Below are 20,705 nucleotides of genomic sequence, written 5' to 3'. Positions count from 1 at the left end.
AGAAAAAAAGAACAATCAGTGAGGTTAGAAACTAATTTAGTGTAAACTCTAATCTATAACTTTTGTAAACCATGTATATTAACGAACAGTTCCAAAAAGACAGTTGTGGCGATTGCCTTAATCTTGGTCCGCCCCTTAAGACATAATTTGAATAGGATACCGGTTCGACGCTGAATCCAAAATTACTGAACCAATTGTTTTTCCAATTTTGCCAAGAGTTGGTATTGAACATCAGACTATTGAAGTTGCCTCCAAAATCCCAAACGCCCCAATGGTTGTAATTAATACCCACTTTTCTAAAGGTATTGTCGGGTTTCAACGTCTGATAGCCCACCCATGTATAATGGCGGATATCATCTGCCTGCCTTTGAAAACCGATATCGTTCAGTTCGAGTTCGGGAGAACGCCATGTGGCCCCTGTTTCGAATTTCCAATGTCCGTTCCCAATTTTCCCCAATTGTAAATTACCTCCGGTACCTGTCAATGCCGTTTTGGTCACATCCAGTTCAACATGATCGGCACCTACCCTTTGAAACAAATGTGCTATCGATTCCTGTGTATTCTGAATGGCCGCCTCACTACCCTCTACATGGCTCCAAACAAAATTACCCCCTACATACCAATCACGGTCATTCCATTGATGCTTAAAATCAAAACCCCCGGAATATGCGGATTTGTGTAAAAAATCAAGCTCTTGCGTCAATGGTCCCCTATGGGTTGCCGTGACCATACCACCTACGAAAGTATTCCGATTATTGAAATCTTTTTGCAAGCGCCCTACAAAATAATTGGTCAGGGGTTCCACAACTTCTTTTCTATACTCCCCTTCATTCCAAATCGTGGCCTGTTTTTTTCCCGTTACGCTTTCCAACACACCGATCGACCAACCATTTTTGGTTTTGCCACTGAATTTGGCCGCCCCTATGATATTCGTATTTTCAGGTTGATCGATGAATTCAGTATCGGACACCTCGGGATAACCTTGCGGACTTCGCCCGATACGCCTTGAATAAAACAAATTGTCCGATCCAAAGGTATTACCGGCTTGAGAGGATGAAACCCGATAATCGAAAATGTTCTTGTTCTCCACAAAGAACGGTCGCTGTTCCTCAAAGAAAATCTGGAAACCATCCAAGGCTATGGCAGAAGGATCCGCTTCGACCTGTCCAAAATCGGGATTAATGGTAACATCCATGGTCAAATCATTGGTAATACCGATTTTCGCATCGAGACCAACGGTCAAGTTACCATCATTACCGTCACGAAAAGGATTGCCTTCTTCCGCCTCATAGGTTTTTACACTCCCAACGGAATAGGGCTGTATCTCCAATTGTTTTTGGGGCTCCAGATCTATTAAGCCCTGTAATTCCCCAAATTCACTGACGAAACCGCCCACATCCTGAGGCAACCGTTGCCAAACCGAACGCTCTTCTTCCCTAAAATGCCTTCGCATCACTTGAAAACCCCATACTTGTTCTTTGGACTTACCGAATTTCAATTGACTTAGGGGTATTTTCATTTCCGCTGTCCAACCCTCGGCATCCACATGGGTCTTTGTATACCATATAGGATTCCAACTGGCATCCTCGTCCCCGCCATTGTTCGATTCAAAAACGTCCCCTTTGACCCCGGCAGCAGAAACGATAAATCCGAATGCGGTACGTTTGTCATGATAACTATCTATAAAGATCCCGACCCAATCCCCATCAAAACCATCCCGCCGCGAAAGTCGTTTTACGATCTTTTCAGGCTCATTGTCCAAACACTGGATACCCACATAGATGAATTTTCGATCATAGGTGACCTTAAAACGGGTCTTATTGCTTGGCGTCGTGTTCTCATCCGGCCGGGACTCGATAAACCCCCCTTCCTAAGCAACGTGTTCCCAACCAACGTCATTTAGCTGTCCGTCCAAAATAGGTGGATCTATAGCTCCCAAAAACTTGGTCGTATAGACCCTTTTGGGAAGCGTTGTTATGGAATCTTGCGCAAATGAATTGAAGTACACAACAAAAACCGCGCAGATTGAAAGAAGGCCCGTTCTCATCCGATGTTCGTTTTATGATTGATTGATTGATGTCTCCCTTATAGACTACAACCAAATAAAAACGTTACAGTTAGCTATCAACTTTCCGGTTTTAATGGATATCAAAAGGACTTTTAATTGAAAAAACAAAAGGTCTGAACGAACTCTTTTTATTTTCAAAAAAATATTCCCAAATTTGCATTTGTATTTCTACATAATAATTGTACATTTGCACCCCGTTTGTCGGGATTGGAGTATTTAATCAATAAAAATATTAGTGTGGACACATTAAGCTACAAGACTATATCTGCCAACAAGACTACTGTAAACAAGCAGTGGTTATTGGTTGATGCTGAAGGAGAGACATTAGGACGTCTTGCTTCTAAAGTTGCCAAATTACTTAGGGGCAAACACAAACCTGATTTCACCCCCCATGTTGATTGTGGAGACAACATTGTCATTATCAATGCTGAAAAAATTACCTTGACCGGTAATAAATGGGATAGCAAAACATATAGCCGCTATACAGGCTACCCAGGAGGCCAACGAATCACCAGTGTAAAACAGATGTTGGACAAGAATCCTGAAAGAATCGTTGAAAAAGCGATCAAGGGTATGCTTCCTAAAAATAGATTAGGTGCTGACCTTTTCAGAAACCTAAAGGTTTATGTAGGGCCAAATCATGAACAAGAAGCCCAAAAACCAACTGCAATAAATTTAAACGACCTTAAATAATGGAAGTAATTCACAAAATAGGGAGAAGAAAAACGGCTGTAGCGCGAGTTTATCTTTCTGAAGGAAAAGGAGATATCACCGTAAACAACAGGGAATTGACCAACTACTTCCCTACGGCAACCCTTCAATATAAAGTGAAGCAGGCTTTTGCATTGACCAACACAGAGGACAACTATGATGTTAAAGTCAATGTTTATGGCGGTGGTATTACCGGACAGGCAGAAGCCATCCGTTTAGCACTTTCAAGGGCTTTATGCGAAATCGACGCGGAAAACAGAGGCACCCTTAAACCAGAAGGTTTATTGACAAGGGACCCAAGAATGGTAGAAAGGAAGAAATTCGGTCAGAAGAAAGCCCGTAAGAAATTCCAATTCTCCAAACGTTAATATCATATCAAAAGTATCAGGTGCTCTTTTCGAAGGGCACCTTTATTATATTATTTTAACCAGTTCATTGAAAGCCCCATTAAAGGGCAATTAAAAAATCCCGATCCCTATTCCCAATGGGGATTAACGATATAAGAAGTATCGTGACAGGGTAAATTAGTTTAGCATCTAAATGTTGGAGGCTTTGCGGTTTTTTCGCAATACCACTTCAACATTGCTAATTCAAAAGAACGTAAACTAAATTTAAAATGGCGAAAGTCGAAGTAAAAGAATTATTGGAAGCAGGTGTGCATTTTGGCCACCTAACAAGAAAGTGGAATCCCAACATGGCGCCCTACATCTACATGGAGCGTAACGGAATACACGTCATCAACCTTTACAAAACAGTAGCAAAATTAGACGAGGCCAACGAAGCCCTTAAAAAAATTGCTGCATCCGGCAGAAAAATACTTTTCGTAGCCACCAAAAAACAAGCTAAGGATATCGTTGCGGACAAAGTGTCCAAAGTAAACATGCCTTACATTACGGAAAGATGGCCTGGTGGAATGTTGACCAACTTTGTAACCATTCGTAAAGCCGTTAAGAAAATGGCTTCTATCGACAGAATGAAGAAGGATGGCACATTCAACACACTTTCTAAAAAAGAACGTTTACAAGTTGATCGTTTACGGGCTAAATTAGAAAAGAACTTAGGTTCCATTTCTGAAATGACCCGTTTGCCCGGTGCCCTTTTCATCGTAGACACCATGAGGGAGCATATCGCCGTTAAGGAAGCCCTTAAATTGAACATTCCGATTTTCGCGATGGTAGATACCAATTGCGATCCAAGGGAAATAGACTATGTCATTCCTTCAAATGACGATGCTTCCAAATCCATTGATATCATCATGGGTCAGGTAACCGATGCCGTTGCGGAAGGTTTATCCGAACGTAAAGCGGAAAAACAAAGTGAAGCCCCAAAAGCCAGGAAAGAAGAAAAATCCACTCCTGCAGCAGTTGAGGCCCCTAAAGAAGAGGTTGCGGCCCCTGCAACCGCAGAAGCCGATGACTTGACAAAAGTTGAAGGTATCGGTCCTAAAGCTGCCGAAGCCATTGTTAATGCCGGTATTACATCCTATGCCCAATTGGCAGAGGCCGACATCGACAATATCAAGGAAATCTTGACGGAAGCCAACTCTAGAATGGCCCATTTAGACCCGACTTCATGGCCAAAGCAAGCCAAAATGGCTGCTGAAGGCAAATGGGACGAGCTTAAAGAATGGCAAGACAACACCAAGGGGGGTGTTGAATAGTTTTCCATTAAGAAGACAGTAAAACAAATAATAACATTGTCATAGACATATGACAGTCTTAAACAACAAATAAGATGGCTAAAATTACCGCCGCAGAAGTAAATAATTTAAGAAAGACCACAGGTGCAGGAATGATGGACTGTAAAAATGCCTTGGTAGAAGCAGAAGGGGATTTCGAAAAAGCAATTGAAATCCTTCGTAAAAAAGGTCAGAAAGTCGCTGCCAAAAGAGCCGATAGGGAATCCTCTGAAGGTGCAGCTATCGCCAAGGTAAGTGCGGACAACACTACCGGTGTGATCATTTCATTGAACTGTGAGACCGATTTCGTTGCCAAAAATGAAAGTTTTATCGGTTTGGCCAATGAATTGGCCGAATTGGCGCTGGGCTATGACAGTAAGGAAGATTTTCTTGCCGCTGACTTCAATGGAATAAGCGTTCAGGATAAATTAACCGAGCAAACAGGTGTGATTGGCGAAAAAATCGAAATAGGTGGTTTCGCCAAATTGAATGCCCCATTTGTCGGTTCTTACATTCATGCAGGTAATAAAATCGCTACTTTGACCGGACTTTCAGCTGCAGTTGACGGCGCTGATGTCGCTGCCAAAGACGTAGCCATGCAAGCAGCAGCCATGAATCCGGTTGCCTTGAATGAAGAAGGCGTAGACCAATCGGTAATCGACAAAGAAATCGAAATCGCAAAAGATCAATTACGTCAAGAAGGTAAACCAGAAGCCATGTTGGACAACATCGCCAAAGGTAAACTCAACCGATTCTTCAAGGACAACACCTTGGTGAACCAAGCTTTCATCAAAGACAGCAAACAAAGCGTTGCCCAATACGTAAAATCGGTAGATGCCAATTTGACCGTTACAGGTTTTAAAAGGGTTGCTTTAGGATAATCCACGATTTTCATTATCATAACGAAGACCACCATATAAAACAAGTATGGTGGTTTTTTTTTGAGCCATTACAAATTGGATTTAATAGCGAATAGGGTCACTGTGGCAAAAATAATTTTACCTATTTTTGTGGCAAACAATCTCAAAACATGCAATACAACAGAATTCTCTTAAAACTAAGTGGTGAAGCCTTAATGGGTGAAAGACAATATGGTATCGACCCCAAAAGACTTGCCGAATACGCCCAAGAAATAAAGGAAGTCGTTGACAAAGGCATGCAAGTGGCCATCGTTATCGGTGGAGGCAATATTTTTAGGGGATTGGCAGGTGCCAGCAATGGTATGGATCGGGTCCAAGGAGACCATATGGGCATGTTGGCCACGGTCATCAATGGCCTGGCCCTACAAAGTGCCTTGGAGAATGAAGGTGTACAAACCCGTCTCCAATCCGCCATCAAGATCAACGAAGTGGCAGAACCCTTTATCCGGAGACGTGCCATGAGGCATTTGGAAAAAGGAAGGGTGGTGATTTTTGGAGGAGGAACGGGAAACCCATATTTCACAACAGATTCCGCTGCGGTTTTACGGGCCATTGAAATTGAGGCCGATGTTATCCTAAAAGGAACCAGGGTCGATGGTATTTACACCTCCGATCCGGAGAAAAACAAGGATGCCACGAAATTCGACACCATATCATTCAATGACGTACTGCGCAAAGGATTAAAGGTCATGGATACCACGGCCTTTACTTTGAGTCAAGAAAACGAACTTCCCATCATTGTTTTCGACATGAATAAAAAAGGCAACCTCCTAAAGGTTTTGGATGGGGAAAATATAGGCACAAAAGTAGATCTATAAATCGCTACACTTTGTGCTAATTTGATTTTTAAAGATTAAAGTATGAACGAAGAAATTACATTCATTTTAGATGCTGCTAAAGAAAGTATGGACGCAGCTATTGTGCATCTTGAAAAGGAATTCATTAAGATTCGTGCCGGTAAAGCAAACCCTTCCATGTTATCTTCGGTAAAGGTCGATTACTATGGATCATCGACTCCTTTATCCCAAGTAGCCAATATCAATACCCCCGACGGAAGGACCCTTTCGGTACAACCATGGGAAAAAAACATGCTTCAAGAAATCGAAAAAGCCATCATGAATGCCAATCTTGGCTTCAACCCCATGAACAATGGGGATTTGGTCATTATAAACGTACCTCCTTTGACCGAAGAGCGTAGGATCCAGTTGGCCAAACAAGCCAAAGCCGCAGCCGAGCATGCCAAAGTAGGGGTGCGAAATGCGCGACAAGAGGCCAATAAAGAAATCCGTGACCTTGAAGATGCCTCTGAGGATTTAAAGAAAAACGCAGAAGCGGACGTACAGACCTTAACAGACAAGTACACCAAAAAGATAGATACTTTCTTAGCCGCAAAAGAAGAAGAGATCATGAAAGTATAAATTTCACACCCTCTTGAAAATCAATAAAAAGGTGCCCCAAGTGGGCACTTTTTCATTCATTGCCCCCAATGACTCATTTAACCCATCCAATTTAGGAAGACAACGTAGCATTCTTTACCTTTGCGCTCGTAAAAATTCCCGATGGTTGCTAAACTTACACAAGGCTTTTGGGCCAGGGTTGCCCGAATAATCTTAAGGAACAGGATATTGATCCTTATTTTGATCGCCTCCCTGACTTTCTTAATGTCCATGCAGTGGGACAAAATGCGCTTCAGCAATTCCCAAGCCAATTTATTACCGGATGATCATCCCGTAAATATCGAATATCAAAATTTCCTGAAACAATTCGGCGAGGAAGGCAATGCCATTGTCTTCGCCGTTAGTGATAGCACCCTCTACTCCCCCACCAACTTCAATAGATGGAATAAACTCAGCAAACAACTCGGTGCCTTTCCTGAAGTCGATTTTGTCATATCGACCGATAATCTTCAGGAATTGGTAAAGGACAAAGAAAACAAAAACTTCATCTTTAAACCCCTGATCCAAAAAGAGATCAAAACCCAAAAAGATGTAGATACCATAATCAATCATTTATTCAACGACCTACCATTCTATGACAACCTGCTATACAATGGGGAAAGCAGAACCATAAGAACGGTAATGTATCTGGACAAGGATATCGTGAACACCTCTGTGCGTAAAGATTTCATCTTGGAAGACCTTACCCATTTGATCGACAATTTCGAGGAAGAAACAGGCCTTGATGTCAGAATATCGGGAATGCCCTATATCCGCACCTTGAATTCACAGAACATCATTGATGAAATCGGAAAATTCATACTGGCGGCATTGGGGGTAACCTCTTTGATTTTCTTTTTATTTTTTCGGAGTTTCCGTGCCACTTTCATTTCAATGTGCGTGGTCATCATCGGGGTGATGTGGGCTTTTGGGACCCTAGGGCTATTGCAATACGAAATAACCGTACTTACCGCATTGATCCCACCACTGATCATTGTGATCGGAATCCCCAACTGCATCTTCCTGATCAACAAATACCAACAAGAAGTAAAAAAACACGGGAACCAAGCCCTATCCTTACAACGGGTAATATCAAAAGTCGGAAACGCCACTTTGATGACGAACATTACCACAGCTTCCGGTTTTGCCACCTTTATAATTACCGATAGTAAATTACTAAAGGAATTCGGTATCGTAGCTTCGATAAACATCCTGGGCATCTTTATTTTATCGCTCTTGATCATTCCTATCGTGTATAGTTTCATGTCATTACCCAAAACCAAACACTTGAAACATCTGAACAAAAAATGGATAGATGCTTTTGTGAATTGGATGGAACACATCGTTAGGGAAAAGCGGATAACGGTGTATGTCACCTCCATTATGCTTTTGGTGCTAAGCATTATCGGTATCTACCAAATCAAGATTTCGGGCAGCCCCATTGAAGATATGCCCAAGGGAGAACAGTTCTTCAAGGATATTCGGTTTTTTGAACAGGAATTCGATGGCATTATGCCCGTGGAAATCGTGATCGACACCAAAAAGCCCAAGGGCGTATTAAAGTCGGCCACCTTGAAAAGAATGGACGATTTAAGTACCGTCATCGAAGAAATCCCTGAACTTTCAAAGCCAATCTCGGTCGTAAACTTGATCAAATATTCGAAACAAGCCTTTTATAACGGCATCCCTAAATACTATCAGCTGCCGACCACACAGGAATACAGCTTTATCATGGATATGGCCCGTAAATCATCAAGCGAAGGCAACCTTTTGAAAAGTTTCGTCGATAGCACCGGGCAAACTGCGAGGATAACGACCTACATGAAAGATGTGAAGACCGAACGCATGGAGGATATCGATGCCCGTTTATTGGAAAATATGGCAAAGATTTTCCCTTCCGATCGGTACAACACCTACTTGACAGGTAGTGCCCTCCTATTTTTGAAAGGCACGAAATACTTGGTAAAAAACCTAGTACTTTCCTTGGCTTTTGCAATTTTCCTAATTGCCCTGTTTATGGCCTTTCTTTTCCGCTCTTTCAAGATGATCGTTATCTCATTGATCCCCAACCTATTGCCTCTTGTCATTACAGCCGGTGTTATGGGATTCGTAGGGGTACCCATTAAACCTTCAACGATTTTGGTATTCAGTATTGCCTTTGGTATATCGGTCGACGACACCATCCACTTTTTGGCCAAATACCGCCAAGAGCTGGCGACACACCGTTGGCAAATAAAAAAATCGGTATATGCTGCTTTAAGGGAAACCGGAGTCAGTATGTTCTACACCTCTATCGTCCTATTTTTCGGATTTTCGGTATTCATAATCTCCAATTTCGGAGGCACCGTGGCCTTAGGGGCTTTGGTATCGGCAACACTGCTCTTTGCGATGCTCGCCAACCTTATCCTATTGCCGTCATTACTATTGTCCTTGGAGCGTAATATTGCCAATAAAGAGGTTTTGCGTAAACCACAGATAGACATTCTCCCGATTGAGGAAGACAACCCAAAGGATTTGGAATAGGAAGGCATTCCAAGCTATGGTCGCAAATGGGTCCAGACCACCGGTAATAGCGGTGATTTTTCCGGGATACAACCATTGCCCTTTTCGAAACCATCTATTTCCGGTTTAAAAAATGCCCTGTTTTAAACAATACGGCTGAATTTTTATTTATACATTTCAGAACTCGAATCTTTTTAGGCAAAAGGCTATCTTTGCCCTTTTAATTTTTATTTGATTTAAAATGAAATCTTCAAGTGTAAAAGAACTACTTGCCACGGCTCCCAAGCTGCAGGAAGTAACGGTTAATGGCTGGGTAAGAACCTTCAGAAGCAATAGGTTCATAGCCCTGAATGATGGGTCTACCATAAACAACATACAATGCGTCGTGGACTTTGAGAATTTCGGGGAAGACATTTTAAAGCAAATAAACACCGGTTCCGCGTTGAAAATCAGCGGTATATTGGTAGAAAGTCAAGGTAGGGGCCAGAACGTCGAAATTCAGGTCAATGCTATTTATATCCATGGAAATGCCGATCCTGAAACTTATCCGATCCAACCTAAGAAACACAGCTTGGAATTCTTAAGGGAAAAGGCCCATTTACGCATACGCACCAATACGTTTTCTGCGGTCATGCGCGTACGTTCGGCCTTGTCATTCGCCATACACCAATATTTCACCCAAAACGATTTCTACAATTTCCATGCCCCTATAATCACAGGTTCCGACGCAGAGGGTGCCGGTGAAATGTTCAAAGTAACCACCCTGGACAGCAAAAACCCACCCTTGACTGAAGATGGGGAAGTAAATTACAAAGAAGATTTTTTCGGCAAGGAAACCAATCTAACCGTATCCGGACAATTGGAGGCCGAGACCTATGCCATGGCATTGGGCAAGGTGTATACCTTTGGGCCTACGTTCAGGGCCGAGAATTCGAATACTTCAAGACACTTGGCGGAATTCTGGATGATCGAACCTGAAATGGCTTTTTACGACCTCGATGCCAATATGGATTTGGCCGAGGACTTTATCAAATACGTTATAAACTATGTTTTGGAACATTGCCAAGACGACCTGCAGTTCTTGGAAAAAAGGTTGTTGGATGAAGAAAAATCAAAACCCCAAGCGGAACGTAGCGATATGCCATTGATCGAAAAACTGAAATTCATTTGTGAAAATAATTTCAGGAGGGTTACCTATACCGAGGCGATCGATATCTTAAGGAACTGTAAGCCGAATAAAAAGAAAAAGTTCCAGTACATCATTGATGAATGGGGCGCCGACCTACAGAGTGAACACGAACGCTATCTTGTTGAAAAACATTTCAAATGTCCGGTGATACTCTTTGATTACCCTGCGAAGATAAAGGCATTTTACATGCGATTGAACGAAGATGGAAAAACCGTTAGGGCCATGGACATCCTGTTTCCCGGCATCGGTGAAATCGTGGGAGGATCCCAACGTGAAGAACGCCTTGATGTACTCAAGGAAAAAATAAAGACCCTAGGAATAGACGAAAAGGAGCTTTGGTGGTACTTAGACCTAAGAAAGTTCGGGTCTGCCGTACATAGCGGATTTGGATTAGGCTTTGAGCGCTTGGTACTGTTCGCTACCGGCATGGGTAATATCCGGGACGTCATCCCATTCCCAAGAACTCCCCAAAATGCGGAGTTCTAAATTGAATTTGTTAACTTTATGAGGTTTACAAACAATCTTTATGCTTAAACAGCACTTACAGTTCAAACTATCTCAAAAACTTTCACCCCAACAGATTCAGTTGATGAAGTTGATACAATTGCCTACACAGGCTTTTGAACAACGATTGAAACAAGAATTGGAGGAAAATCCCGCATTGGAGAGCGGTAAAGAGGAAAGGGACAGTGTCGAGGATGCCTACGAAGATCTTTATGACGATGAATTGGACAGTGAGAACATCAAAGCCGATGACATTAATATCGATGAATACCTCAGTGATGATGAAATACCCGATTATCGCACCAAGGCCAACAACTATAGTGCCGATGACGATGAAAAGAGTGTCCCCTATGCTGCCGGCACCTCCTTCAACCAATATTTATTGAGCCAATTGAACACCGTTTATCTAAGTGATGATGAATGGGCCATAGCCGAATTCTTGGTAGGAAGTGTAGACGAAAGTGGGTACATAAGGAGGCCATTGACCGATATCATGGATGATTTGGCATTTACCCAAAACATATATACCGATGAAAAGACCTTGGAATCGGTATTAAAGATCGTCCAATCCTTAGACCCCCCCGGAGTGGCTGCGCGTTCCTTGGAGGAATGCCTTATGATCCAATTAAAACGCAAGGAAATCAATGCCAATATTGAACTGGCCATTGCCATTTTGGAAAAATCCTTTGAGCAGTTCACTAAAAAGCATTACAAAAAGCTACTTCAAAAACACAATGTAACCGAAGAAGAATTGAAAGGAGCCATTGCCGAAATTGAAAAGCTGAACCCTAAGCCAGGTGGGTCATATGCAGGCAATAACCGAATTGTCGAACATGTAGTGCCCGACTTCTCGATCAAAATCATTGATGGGGAACTGGAACTCACCCTCAATGGAAGAAATGCACCGGAATTGCACGTATCCAAGGAATACAGCAACATGCTCAAGGGCTTTAAGGATTCAAAGGAAAAATCAAAATCCCAAAAAGATACGGTCATGTTCATCAAACAAAAGTTGGATGCGGCCAAATGGTTCATCGATGCGATAAAACAAAGGCAACAGACCCTATTCATTACCATGAGCGCCATCATGGAATATCAAAAGGAATATTTCCTGACCGGGGACGAACGCAACCTTAGGCCCATGATCCTCAAGGATATCGCTGATGAAATACAAATGGATGTCTCTACCGTATCCAGGGTCGCCAATAGTAAATATGTAGATACCCCTTATGGCACTAAATTGATCAAGGAGTATTTTTCCGAATCAATGAAGAATGTACAGGGCGAAGATGTATCTACCAAGGAAATCAAAAAGATCCTTGAGACGGTCATAACCAACGAGGCCAAAAAAAAGCCCCTTACAGATGACAGACTTGCTGCCATTTTAAAAGAAAAAGGCTACCCTATAGCCCGAAGAACGGTAGCCAAATACAGGGAACAATTGGGCATTCCCGTAGCAAGATTGCGTAAACAGATTTAATGAAAGTTTTCCAAAGGGCCATATCCAATATTTTTCATCCCATTTTTGTTCCTATTTCAGGGACTTTCGCCTATTTTATCATAACCCCAAAGTACAGTCCGTTAGAGCTACAAAGCGGCAATATTCTACCCATCTTCATTCTTACGGTGATCATACCCATAATTACCTTTCTTATTTTAAAGAACGTAGGTTATGTACACGCCGTGGAACTACCGACCATTAAAGAACGAAAATACCCGTTGATCATTCATCTTGTTCTATTGTCCATGATCGTTTTCAAGGTAATTCCCAACAACTATGTGATTGAACTCTATTTCTATTTCGTAGCGCTGATCTGTGCAACCCTAGCGACCCTCATACTGTTATTCTTTAAAATCAAGAGTAGTTTGCATCTAATGGGGCTGGGCAGTTTATTCATGTTTCTAGTAAACCTGAGTATCCATTTCGAAATCAATATTACCATGGCCCTGAGTGTATTCATACTTATTATCGGCCTTGTTGCCACTTCCAGGTTGTATTTTCATGCCCATAGCAAATTGGAACTGTTCATAGGTCTCAGTATCGGTATACTTTCACAATTATTGACGGTAAAATATTGGCTTTAAAACCGGAATCCCAGGAGTGCTTCTGGCTCCCATTCCACAGTCATTTCCATTTTGGCACATATAATACCCAGGTGCGATGACCACCTACCATCTTCCCTTTTTAACCACAAGAGAGGACACCAGACACAAAGGCAATGAATTCCGAGTGATGTATTCGAAGTATTGACAGAAGCCTTGGAAATGGCATTAATACCGTTATAAAACACTGCCCTCTGATCACTTCACTGAAGTAAGGCAAAATCCTACTCCTGTATCCCCTTTTTAGGGGGTTGGGACAATCATGTATGTGAAGGGAACAAAAAGCCTTATATACGGCCCTAAAATACTTCTAAAGCCCCACCAAAGGAACAAGGCTATTACAGCGCATCATATGGGACCGAACACAGGCTATTACAATATGTAAAAAATCAACCCTATACGAAGGGGCTTTAGATCAAGACTTTCAGCATCAACCGTAGCACCGTCTTCAAGAAGCTTACTAAGCGCATAATAAACATGCACATTAAATGTATTGTAACCAACATTCAGCATGAGGCCATACTGAAATCTTTTGATATCGGGATTAGCAAAGGAAGTGGCTCCGGAAGAAGTTACCAATTTAGACCGACCGGAAAAAATATATCCGAATTTCATACCTCCATAGATCCTTGTGAATTTATATTCCTTGGGAGTGGAATTCCTCCATCGCAATTCCAATGGAACTTCAACCAAATGGGTTTCGACCTTATTTCTTTTTACCGTTAGCTCCACGTCATCGACCGTAATGACATCTTCTTCAATGATACTGTAAGTGACCCCACCCGAAGATTCCGATGCCCATAAATTCGAATAATAGGAGTTGACCGCATACCCCAAGCCAAGTCCTATTGCGAACGTCCTATCCGTATTGACGGGTATATCCTTAATAAATCCGCCCTGGAAACCATACGAAAGATTCCTTTGTGTAAAATCATCCGGCTTATAGAGCAATGAATTATAGGTAATCCCCAAATAAAATTGATCTTCCAGATAATTTAAATCCACGGTTTCCGGTTCGTCTTTTACCTGTGCATTTAAGCCCAAATTACATAAAGCGATAAACCCCAGGATTAACTTTTTCATTTTACGATTATATTGACGCATTGGTTATACTTCCCTAATTCGGGTTACATCGTTCCCTGTTTAGATAGGTAGGCATATGTCCCTTGGACTACTCCCCTACCGGCATGCAATTACCCAAAAAGTAAATTTAAGTAAATAAAAAACGTCCTGACGATATCGTCAGGACGTTTTTCAAGTTTGAAAAGATATAATTTATTGCAAATTCCTGAAGGCATCGCCCTCATAGGTCGTATAATTTACCTTTAACGCATTTACTTTACGTAACTCCAACTTGATATCCGATATCAATCCCATATTGGCATTTTTATCGACTTTCAAGGCAGTTGTCAAAACGTTTTGTAACTCTTGTGATTTCTTTGCCCTTTCGGCCAAAATATAATCCCCAACTTCTGAAGGACTCGCAAATTTATCATTCAATTGGATTTTTGGTTCCGTACCAAATACCTTTTGAAATTCTTGGGTCGGTTTACCGACATAAATATAAATAACACGATCTTTCTTTTCCAATTTCTTTACCTCACTTGCGTTTGGAAGAACGTTCTCTACCTTTAGGGAACTATCTTTCATTACCGTAACGGTCATGAAGAAGAACAACAGCATGAATACGATATCGGGTAAAGATGCCGTAGATACTGGTGGTAATTCTCCACTCTTTTTCTTACTAAATTTAGACATAGCTTCTCTTTAGATATTATTAATTAGAGGTAGAAGTTTCGGCTTCAGACAATTTCTGTGGAAACAGATCTTGTATCTTCTTCACTTTTTCCTTAAGGTCATCCTTAACGCTTTGGGCAGTTTCAGGATTCAAATACTCAGCTTCCATATCGGTAAACTTTCTACCGAATAAACGCTGTGCTTCCCTATTACGCAAATCGTTATATGCCCCGACCAATTCATTTTGAACGGTGATATAGGTTCCGTATTTCGTTTCCCTATCGTTTTTCAAGGATATAATCGCCTTGGTTGGATTATCGGAAGACTCAGGATTCTTTTTCCCTTTACAATAAGTGCAGGTTCCATCACCTCCATTATCCAAAAAGGCCATAGCCTTAGCTCTTAAATCCTTTAGGTTCGTCAATTCCTCATCAGCCAATAACTGACCATTCTTATTGATGGCGACCTGAAATATATTCTTCTGTTTAATGACAACATCAGTTTCAGGTGGTTCAATCGGAGGTAACATACGATCCAAACCAGCATCCGTTTCAATGGTCGTAGTAACCAAGAAAAAGATCAATAGTAAGAAAGCTATGTCCGCCATAGAACCAGCGTTCACCTCAGGTGCTCCTGCTCGTCTAGCCATAGTCTTTTATTTTTTTATTTACTGAACATTTTTTTAATCCCTGGCAAAACGATTGCCACAACAGCTATTCCGGTAAGAATGAAAAAGACATTAAGTCCCATTCCTATTTTCTTCACTGTACTTTCATCCGACATCGCCATATAATCATCGGCTACATCGGTTCCACTTGCCAAAACATAGGAAACGACGACCACTAGAAGAAAACCTCCCACTACGAACAAGGTCTTTTTAAGACCTGCTGGATTCGCGAAAAGGTTTTTCAACGTGAACACTAAACTAGCGACTACAGCAATACCCAACAAAAGGTACGTAATCATGAACATAGTGTTCATCGCTCCACTTTGGACCGCTTCCCCAACCGGCATATCCTTCTCTGGCAACATATACCAGAGCACAGCGGATAAAACACCGATTATTAACAAAAATATTTTTAAAAATTTATGCATGATACTATCTGTATTAAGTCTTACTTATTTCTTGTGGTCTACCAACATATCAATCAAAGTGATTGATGAATCTTCCATATCATTTACAATACTATCGATTTTTGCAATGATGTAGTTATAAAAGATTTGAAGTATGATAGCCGTAATAAGACCGAATACCGTTGTTAATAATGCCACCTGGATATCACCTGCGATCAATGATGCACTCAAGTTACCAACAGCACTAATTTTCTGGAAGGCCTGAATCATACCGATTACCGTACCCATGAAACCAAGCATTGGTGCAATAGCGATAAACAAAGACAACCAAGAAACATTCTTTTCCAATTGACCCATCTGAACACCACCGTATGCAACGACTGATTTTTCAGCAGAATCAATACTCTCATCGGCCCTATCCAAACCTTGGTAGTAAATGGAAGCAACAGGTCCTTTTGTATTTCTACAAACTTCTTTAGCAGCTTCAACACCACCGGAGGCCAATGCATCTTCCACTTGTTGCTTTAATTTTGTAGTATTGGTCGTAGCCATGTTCAAGTATATGATCCTTTCAATGGCAACAGCCAAACCAAGTATCAAACACAATAGTACGATACCCATGAAACCGGCACCCCCTGTGATGAACATTTCCTTTAATACCTGCGTAAAACCTTTAGATGCTTCCGGAGCTGCATCCTGATAAGCAACCATTGCAGAAGCAACGTTTGCACTTACTGTATTTGTACCTGCTACAAATAACCCAGCAACGGCTAGGGTAGAGAATAATCTTTTCATTTCTTTCAAACTTAAATTTAGTTAGTTAATAGGGTTAAAGATAAATAAAAACATGACAAAAATACTAAAAATTTTGCAATGAGAAAGGGAAAACCCACGTTGTTTCCATCTCTCCGATTAAATAAAAACAAGCATGTTTTTTAGCCGGATTAGGGCCAAATCGCACATTCAACAAGTGTTGAAGTCATCTTCCCCACTTGTGATGAAGTGCAAATGCTTTTAGCAGAGAGGAAGGGATTCGAACCCTCGATACACTTTTGGTGTATACACACTTTCCAGGCGTGCGCCTTCGACCACTCGGCCACCTCTCTATACTAGCCTAAAAGGTGGGCCAATTAACGAAAAAATAATCAAGTAAAGAAATTTAAAATGTTATTTTTATTGCAATTCCCCACGCAAAGATGTTTCGAAAATAGTTTTGAACAACTTCGGGGAAACATTGTCCCCCAACATGTACATGAGCTTCGTTATAGCGGCCTCTGTTGTAATATCCTTACCACTAATAACTTGCATTCGAACCAGTGCCCTACTGGTTTCATAGCGTCCCATGATGACACTGCCGCCAGGGCATTGCGTGACATTTACAATATGGATATTGCGATCGATCGCATTTTTTAAACATTTTAACAACCATTCCTCGGTCGGGGCATTGCCGGCACCATAAGTTTCCAAAATCAACGCTTTCAAATTTGGGGTACTGAGTATACTTTTTACCACCGATTCGTTCAATCCCGGGAACATTTTCAAAATGGCGACATCGGTATTCAGCACTTTATGCACCTTCAATTTTTTGGATTTCCTTGGCTTTAAAAGATACTCGTCATACACCTTGAGGTGCACACCGGATTCCGCCAAAGGCGGATAATTTGGCGAACTGAAGGCCTGAAAATGCTCGGCATTTATTTTTGTGGTCCTATTGGCCCGATATAATTTGTACTCAAAATAGAGCCCGACTTCTTGAATTACCGGTCCTGCCTTGCCTTGCAATGCCGCTATCTGGATCGAGGTAATCAGGTTTTCCTTTGCATCGGTCCTCAAATCCCCGATCGGCAATTGGGAACCCGTAAATATCACCGGTTTACCCAAGTTTTCCAACATAAAACTTAAGGCCGAGGCCGTATAGCTCATCGTATCACTACCGTGCAAAACCACGAACCCATCAAAATCCGGATAGTTTTCCTCGATCAACCCGGCGATGGCCACCCAATGGACCGGGTTCATATTCGAGGAGTCTATAGGGTTTTCGAACGAAACGCTTTCGATGACGCAATCCAATTGGTTCAATTCGGGGATATTGCTCTTTAAGGTCTTAAAATCAAAAGCCTTGAGCGAACCGGAGTCGTAATCCTTGACCATACCGATGGTACCCCCGGTATATATAAGTAAAATACGTTGTTTGTGACCCATCGCCTTAAATTCCGAATACATCGATTGAATTTTTTGTGGTTACCCTTGACAACTCTTGGGTATCCACGCCATAAATATCGGCCAGTTTATCTGCAACATCGATCAAATAAGCGCTTTCATTCCGCTTTCCCCGATACGGTACGGGCGCCAAATAGGGCGCATCGGTTTCGAGTACGATATGCTTTATATCCACCTGCCCCAAAAAGGTATCTATCTTACCATTTTTAAATGTCACTACCCCACCTATCCCCAATTTCATATTATAGGAGATTGCCTTTTCGGCTTGTTCCAAGCTGCCGGTAAAACAATGGAAAATACCATATAGACCGTTGCCTTTTTCCTCTTCAAGAATCTCGAAGATTTCATCAAAAGCATCCCGACAATGGATCACTATAGGGAGGTGATATTTCTTGGCCAATCGGATTTGATGGCGAAAAGCTTCCTGTTGCTCTTTTAAAAAACTTTTATCCCAATACAAATCGATGCCTATTTCCCCTACCGCATAAAACTTCCGTTGCGCCAAAAGCTTTTCCACATGCCCCAACTCTTCCTTATAATTTTCCTTAACATGGGTTGGATGAAGTCCGGCCATTAAGAACATATGCCCGGGATAAGCCGCTTCCAAAGCGAACATTGCCTCGGTATATGTCGAGTCTATTGCCGGGATAAAAAAACGCTTTATCCCTTTCTGAAGGGCATTTTGGATGACCTCATCCCTATCCCCATCAAAAGCCTCGCTATAAAGGTGCGTATGTGTATCGGTAAATATCATTTGGTGTATTTTTTCTTTTGGCCTTTCCTTTCCATCGGACATATCCAGACCAGGTCCATGGAACAAAAATAGCCCTATCTTTATCAAAAAAATACATGTCGAGCCTCAAAAAGTTTTTACGGAAGAAAAACTATATACAAGTTCCCTTGGTCTATACCGCCACCAATCATTTTGAGGTGGTCGCCAAAATCAACGGAATCAAGGGACATTTCATACTCGATACCGGGGCGTCGAATACCTGTATCGGCCTGGATAAGATCGATTTTTTCAATTTAACCACCAAAGAATCGAAAATAAGGGCCGCTGGGGCCGGAGCCACGAATATGGAAACGATGATATCGACAAAAAACCATATTCGAATCGGAAAATGGAACCGAAAAAAACAGAAAATCGTCCTATTCGACCTTACCCATGTCAACGAAGCGTTGACCACCCACAAGGCATTGCCCGTTGATGGTATCATTGGTGCCGATGTCCTCAAAAAGGGAAAAGCGATAATCGACTACCAAAAATCCCGGGTATACCTAAAACAAAAAGACCCGGATTGATCCGGGCCTTTTTTTTGCGTTGCAATGAACCTTGAATTACATCTCCAAGGCCTTTGTCACATTATTGTGCATTAAAAGTTCTTCCGGGTTTTCCAAAGCCTCTTTTACGGCCACTAAAAAACCAACGGATTCTTTGCCATCAATGATCCTATGGTCATAGGAAAGGGCCACATACATAATAGGCGCGACCACGATCTCCCCATTTCTTACGATAGGCCTTTCCACAATATTATGCATTCCTAAAATCGCACTTTGAGGTGGATTGATGATCGGAGTCGACAACATGGACCCAAACACCCCCCCATTGGTAATGGTGAAGGTACCTCCGGTCATTTCATCTACGGTGATCTCTCCTTCCCGTGCCCGGATGGCCAAGCGTTTCACCTCTGCCTCAACCCCCCTAAAGGTGAGTTTTTCCGCATTGCGTATCACTGGAACCATTAATCCTTTAGGACCGGAAACCGCAATACTTATATCGGCGAAATCATAGGAAATCATCTCTTTGCCATCGATCATGGAATTTACCGCAGGAAACAAATCGAGTGCCCTGACCACAGCCTTCGTAAAGAAGGACATAAAACCGAGTCCGACCCCATGTTTCGCCTTAAAATCCTCCTTATATTTATTTCGCAGCTCAAAAATAGGTGACATATCCACTTCATTGAAAGTGGTCAGCATCGCCGTTTCATTCTTGGCCGAAACCAATCGCTCGGCAACTTTTCTTCTTAGCATCGAAAGTTTCGAACGTGTTTCACCACGACTCCCCCAATTGGGTACCGTACCCATGGAAGGTACTGCTTTTACAGCATCTTCTTTGGTAATCCTACCGTCTTTCCCAGTACCTTTGACATCGGCAACATCGATGTTCTTTTCCGCCAATATCTTTTTGGCCGCTGGGGAAGCCGTTCCCGTAGCATAAGTTTCCGCCTTTTTCTCCTCCTTTTTGGGTGCAGGGGCCGCCGTTTCGGGTTTGGCAGCTTCGGGTTCGTCACTTTTTGAATCCGACCCTTCGGGCTTCGCTGCCGAAGTATCGATCAAACAAACCACGGCTCCAACCGCAACCGCATCACCAACTTCCGCTTTCAACGTGATAATACCACTTTGTTCAGCGGGGAGTTCCAATGTCGCTTTATCGGAATCGACTTCCGCAATGGCTTGGTCTTTTTCAACATAATCGCCATCCTCAACCAACCATTCCGCAATCTCAACCTCGGTAATCGATTCTCCCGGGGAGGGGACTTTCATTTCTAAAATCATTATT

Annotated in this window: 21 protein-coding genes and 1 tRNA gene; 11 read left to right on the top strand and 11 right to left on the bottom strand. The window is 42.1% G+C overall.

Annotated elements, in window-relative coordinates:
* Positions 1–31: 31 nt before the first annotated feature.
* Entirely contained in the window at positions 32–1,858 is a 1,827-nt protein-coding gene (locus PHU20_RS12810; protein WP_274825781.1) for a DUF5916 domain-containing protein, read from the bottom strand.
* Between the two features lie 12 nt (positions 1,859–1,870).
* The gene (locus PHU20_RS12805) at positions 1,871–2,047 is read right to left on the bottom strand and encodes a hypothetical protein (RefSeq protein ID WP_274825769.1); all 177 of its coding nucleotides are present in this window, start codon (positions 2,045–2,047) and stop codon (positions 1,871–1,873) included.
* 258 nt (positions 2,048–2,305) lie between these two features.
* On the opposite strand from PHU20_RS12805, the gene rplM reads away from it, so the two are divergent.
* The 10 genes from rplM to PHU20_RS12755 all read left to right on the top strand — a co-directional run bounded on the left by rplM (position 2,306) and on the right by PHU20_RS12755 (position 13,093).
* Positions 2,306–2,761: a 50S ribosomal protein L13 gene (rplM, locus tag PHU20_RS12800; RefSeq protein ID WP_274825768.1), complete on the top strand. Its 456-nt coding sequence runs from the start codon at positions 2,306–2,308 to the stop codon at positions 2,759–2,761.
* Positions 2,761–3,147, top strand: coding sequence for a 30S ribosomal protein S9 (rpsI, locus tag PHU20_RS12795; protein ID WP_274825767.1), 387 nt, complete (start codon positions 2,761–2,763; stop codon positions 3,145–3,147). Before rplM ends, rpsI begins: the two co-directional genes overlap by 1 nt.
* A 248-nt stretch (positions 3,148–3,395) precedes the next feature.
* Positions 3,396–4,439, top strand: a complete 1,044-nt coding sequence (rpsB, locus tag PHU20_RS12790) for a 30S ribosomal protein S2 (protein ID WP_274825766.1) — start codon at positions 3,396–3,398, stop codon at positions 4,437–4,439.
* 74 nt (positions 4,440–4,513) lie between these two features.
* Positions 4,514–5,338 (top strand): translation elongation factor Ts, encoded by an 825-nt coding sequence (tsf, locus tag PHU20_RS12785; RefSeq protein ID WP_274825765.1) that lies wholly within the window; start codon positions 4,514–4,516, stop codon positions 5,336–5,338.
* Positions 5,339–5,487: 149 nt separating this feature from the next.
* Complete coding sequence (gene pyrH, locus PHU20_RS12780; protein WP_274825764.1) at positions 5,488–6,195, top strand: UMP kinase; 708 nt, start codon at positions 5,488–5,490, stop codon at positions 6,193–6,195.
* A 42-nt stretch (positions 6,196–6,237) separates the two neighbouring features.
* On the top strand, positions 6,238–6,795 hold the full coding sequence (gene frr / locus PHU20_RS12775; RefSeq protein WP_274825763.1) for a ribosome recycling factor: 558 nt from the start codon (positions 6,238–6,240) through the stop codon (positions 6,793–6,795).
* A 141-nt stretch (positions 6,796–6,936) separates the two neighbouring features.
* On the top strand, positions 6,937–9,336 hold the full coding sequence (locus tag PHU20_RS12770) for an efflux RND transporter permease subunit (RefSeq protein ID WP_274825762.1): 2,400 nt from the start codon (positions 6,937–6,939) through the stop codon (positions 9,334–9,336).
* Between the two features lie 220 nt (positions 9,337–9,556).
* Positions 9,557–10,990 carry an asparagine--tRNA ligase gene (gene asnS, locus PHU20_RS12765; RefSeq protein WP_274825761.1) on the top strand — a complete coding sequence of 478 codons (1,434 nt, stop codon included), beginning with the start codon at positions 9,557–9,559 and terminating at the stop codon, positions 10,988–10,990.
* A gap of 40 nt (positions 10,991–11,030) precedes the next feature.
* Positions 11,031–12,488: an RNA polymerase factor sigma-54 gene (gene rpoN / locus PHU20_RS12760; protein WP_274825760.1), complete on the top strand. Its 1,458-nt coding sequence runs from the start codon at positions 11,031–11,033 to the stop codon at positions 12,486–12,488.
* Positions 12,488–13,093, top strand: coding sequence for a hypothetical protein (locus PHU20_RS12755; protein WP_274825759.1), 606 nt, complete (start codon positions 12,488–12,490; stop codon positions 13,091–13,093). Before rpoN ends, PHU20_RS12755 begins: the two co-directional genes overlap by 1 nt.
* Positions 13,094–13,483: 390 nt before the next feature.
* Here PHU20_RS12755 and PHU20_RS12750 read toward each other — a convergent pair whose 3' ends face one another.
* From PHU20_RS12750 to PHU20_RS12715, 8 genes are all read right to left on the bottom strand, one after another.
* Positions 13,484–14,194 (bottom strand): porin family protein, encoded by a 711-nt coding sequence (locus tag PHU20_RS12750; protein WP_274825758.1) that lies wholly within the window; start codon positions 14,192–14,194, stop codon positions 13,484–13,486.
* A gap of 192 nt (positions 14,195–14,386) precedes the next feature.
* Complete coding sequence (locus PHU20_RS12745; protein ID WP_274825757.1) at positions 14,387–14,869, bottom strand: ExbD/TolR family protein; 483 nt, start codon at positions 14,867–14,869, stop codon at positions 14,387–14,389.
* A gap of 19 nt (positions 14,870–14,888) precedes the next feature.
* Complete coding sequence (locus PHU20_RS12740) at positions 14,889–15,497, bottom strand: ExbD/TolR family protein (protein ID WP_274825756.1); 609 nt, start codon at positions 15,495–15,497, stop codon at positions 14,889–14,891.
* Between the two features lie 14 nt (positions 15,498–15,511).
* The gene (locus tag PHU20_RS12735; protein ID WP_274825755.1) at positions 15,512–15,943 is read right to left on the bottom strand and encodes a hypothetical protein; all 432 of its coding nucleotides are present in this window, start codon (positions 15,941–15,943) and stop codon (positions 15,512–15,514) included.
* 24 nt (positions 15,944–15,967) lie between these two features.
* A complete protein-coding gene (locus PHU20_RS12730) occupies positions 15,968–16,717 on the bottom strand; it encodes a MotA/TolQ/ExbB proton channel family protein (RefSeq protein WP_274825754.1) in 750 nt (249 codons plus the stop codon).
* Positions 16,718–16,940: 223 nt separating this feature from the next.
* Positions 16,941–17,028, bottom strand: a tRNA-Ser gene (locus PHU20_RS12725).
* A gap of 67 nt (positions 17,029–17,095) precedes the next feature.
* Positions 17,096–18,124 carry an asparaginase gene (locus tag PHU20_RS12720; RefSeq protein ID WP_274825780.1) on the bottom strand — a complete coding sequence of 343 codons (1,029 nt, stop codon included), beginning with the start codon at positions 18,122–18,124 and terminating at the stop codon, positions 17,096–17,098.
* Positions 18,125–18,128: 4 nt separating this feature from the next.
* A complete protein-coding gene (locus PHU20_RS12715; protein ID WP_274825753.1) occupies positions 18,129–18,896 on the bottom strand; it encodes a TatD family hydrolase in 768 nt (255 codons plus the stop codon).
* A gap of 95 nt (positions 18,897–18,991) precedes the next feature.
* Between PHU20_RS12715 and PHU20_RS12710 the strand changes: the two genes are divergently transcribed.
* A complete protein-coding gene (locus PHU20_RS12710) occupies positions 18,992–19,444 on the top strand; it encodes a retropepsin-like aspartic protease family protein (RefSeq protein ID WP_274825752.1) in 453 nt (150 codons plus the stop codon).
* Positions 19,445–19,480: 36 nt separating this feature from the next.
* Here the strand turns inward: PHU20_RS12710 and odhB are convergent, their stop codons facing one another.
* Positions 19,481–20,701, bottom strand: coding sequence for a 2-oxoglutarate dehydrogenase complex dihydrolipoyllysine-residue succinyltransferase (gene odhB / locus PHU20_RS12705; protein ID WP_274825751.1), 1,221 nt, complete (start codon positions 20,699–20,701; stop codon positions 19,481–19,483).
* Between the last annotated feature and the right edge of the window lie 4 nt (positions 20,702–20,705).

Source organism: Maribacter polysaccharolyticus (genome assembly GCF_028882255.1).
Taxonomy (GTDB): Bacteria; Bacteroidota; Bacteroidia; order Flavobacteriales; family Flavobacteriaceae; genus Maribacter_A; species Maribacter_A polysaccharolyticus.
This window is presented reverse-complemented; position numbering and strand designations above follow the sequence as displayed.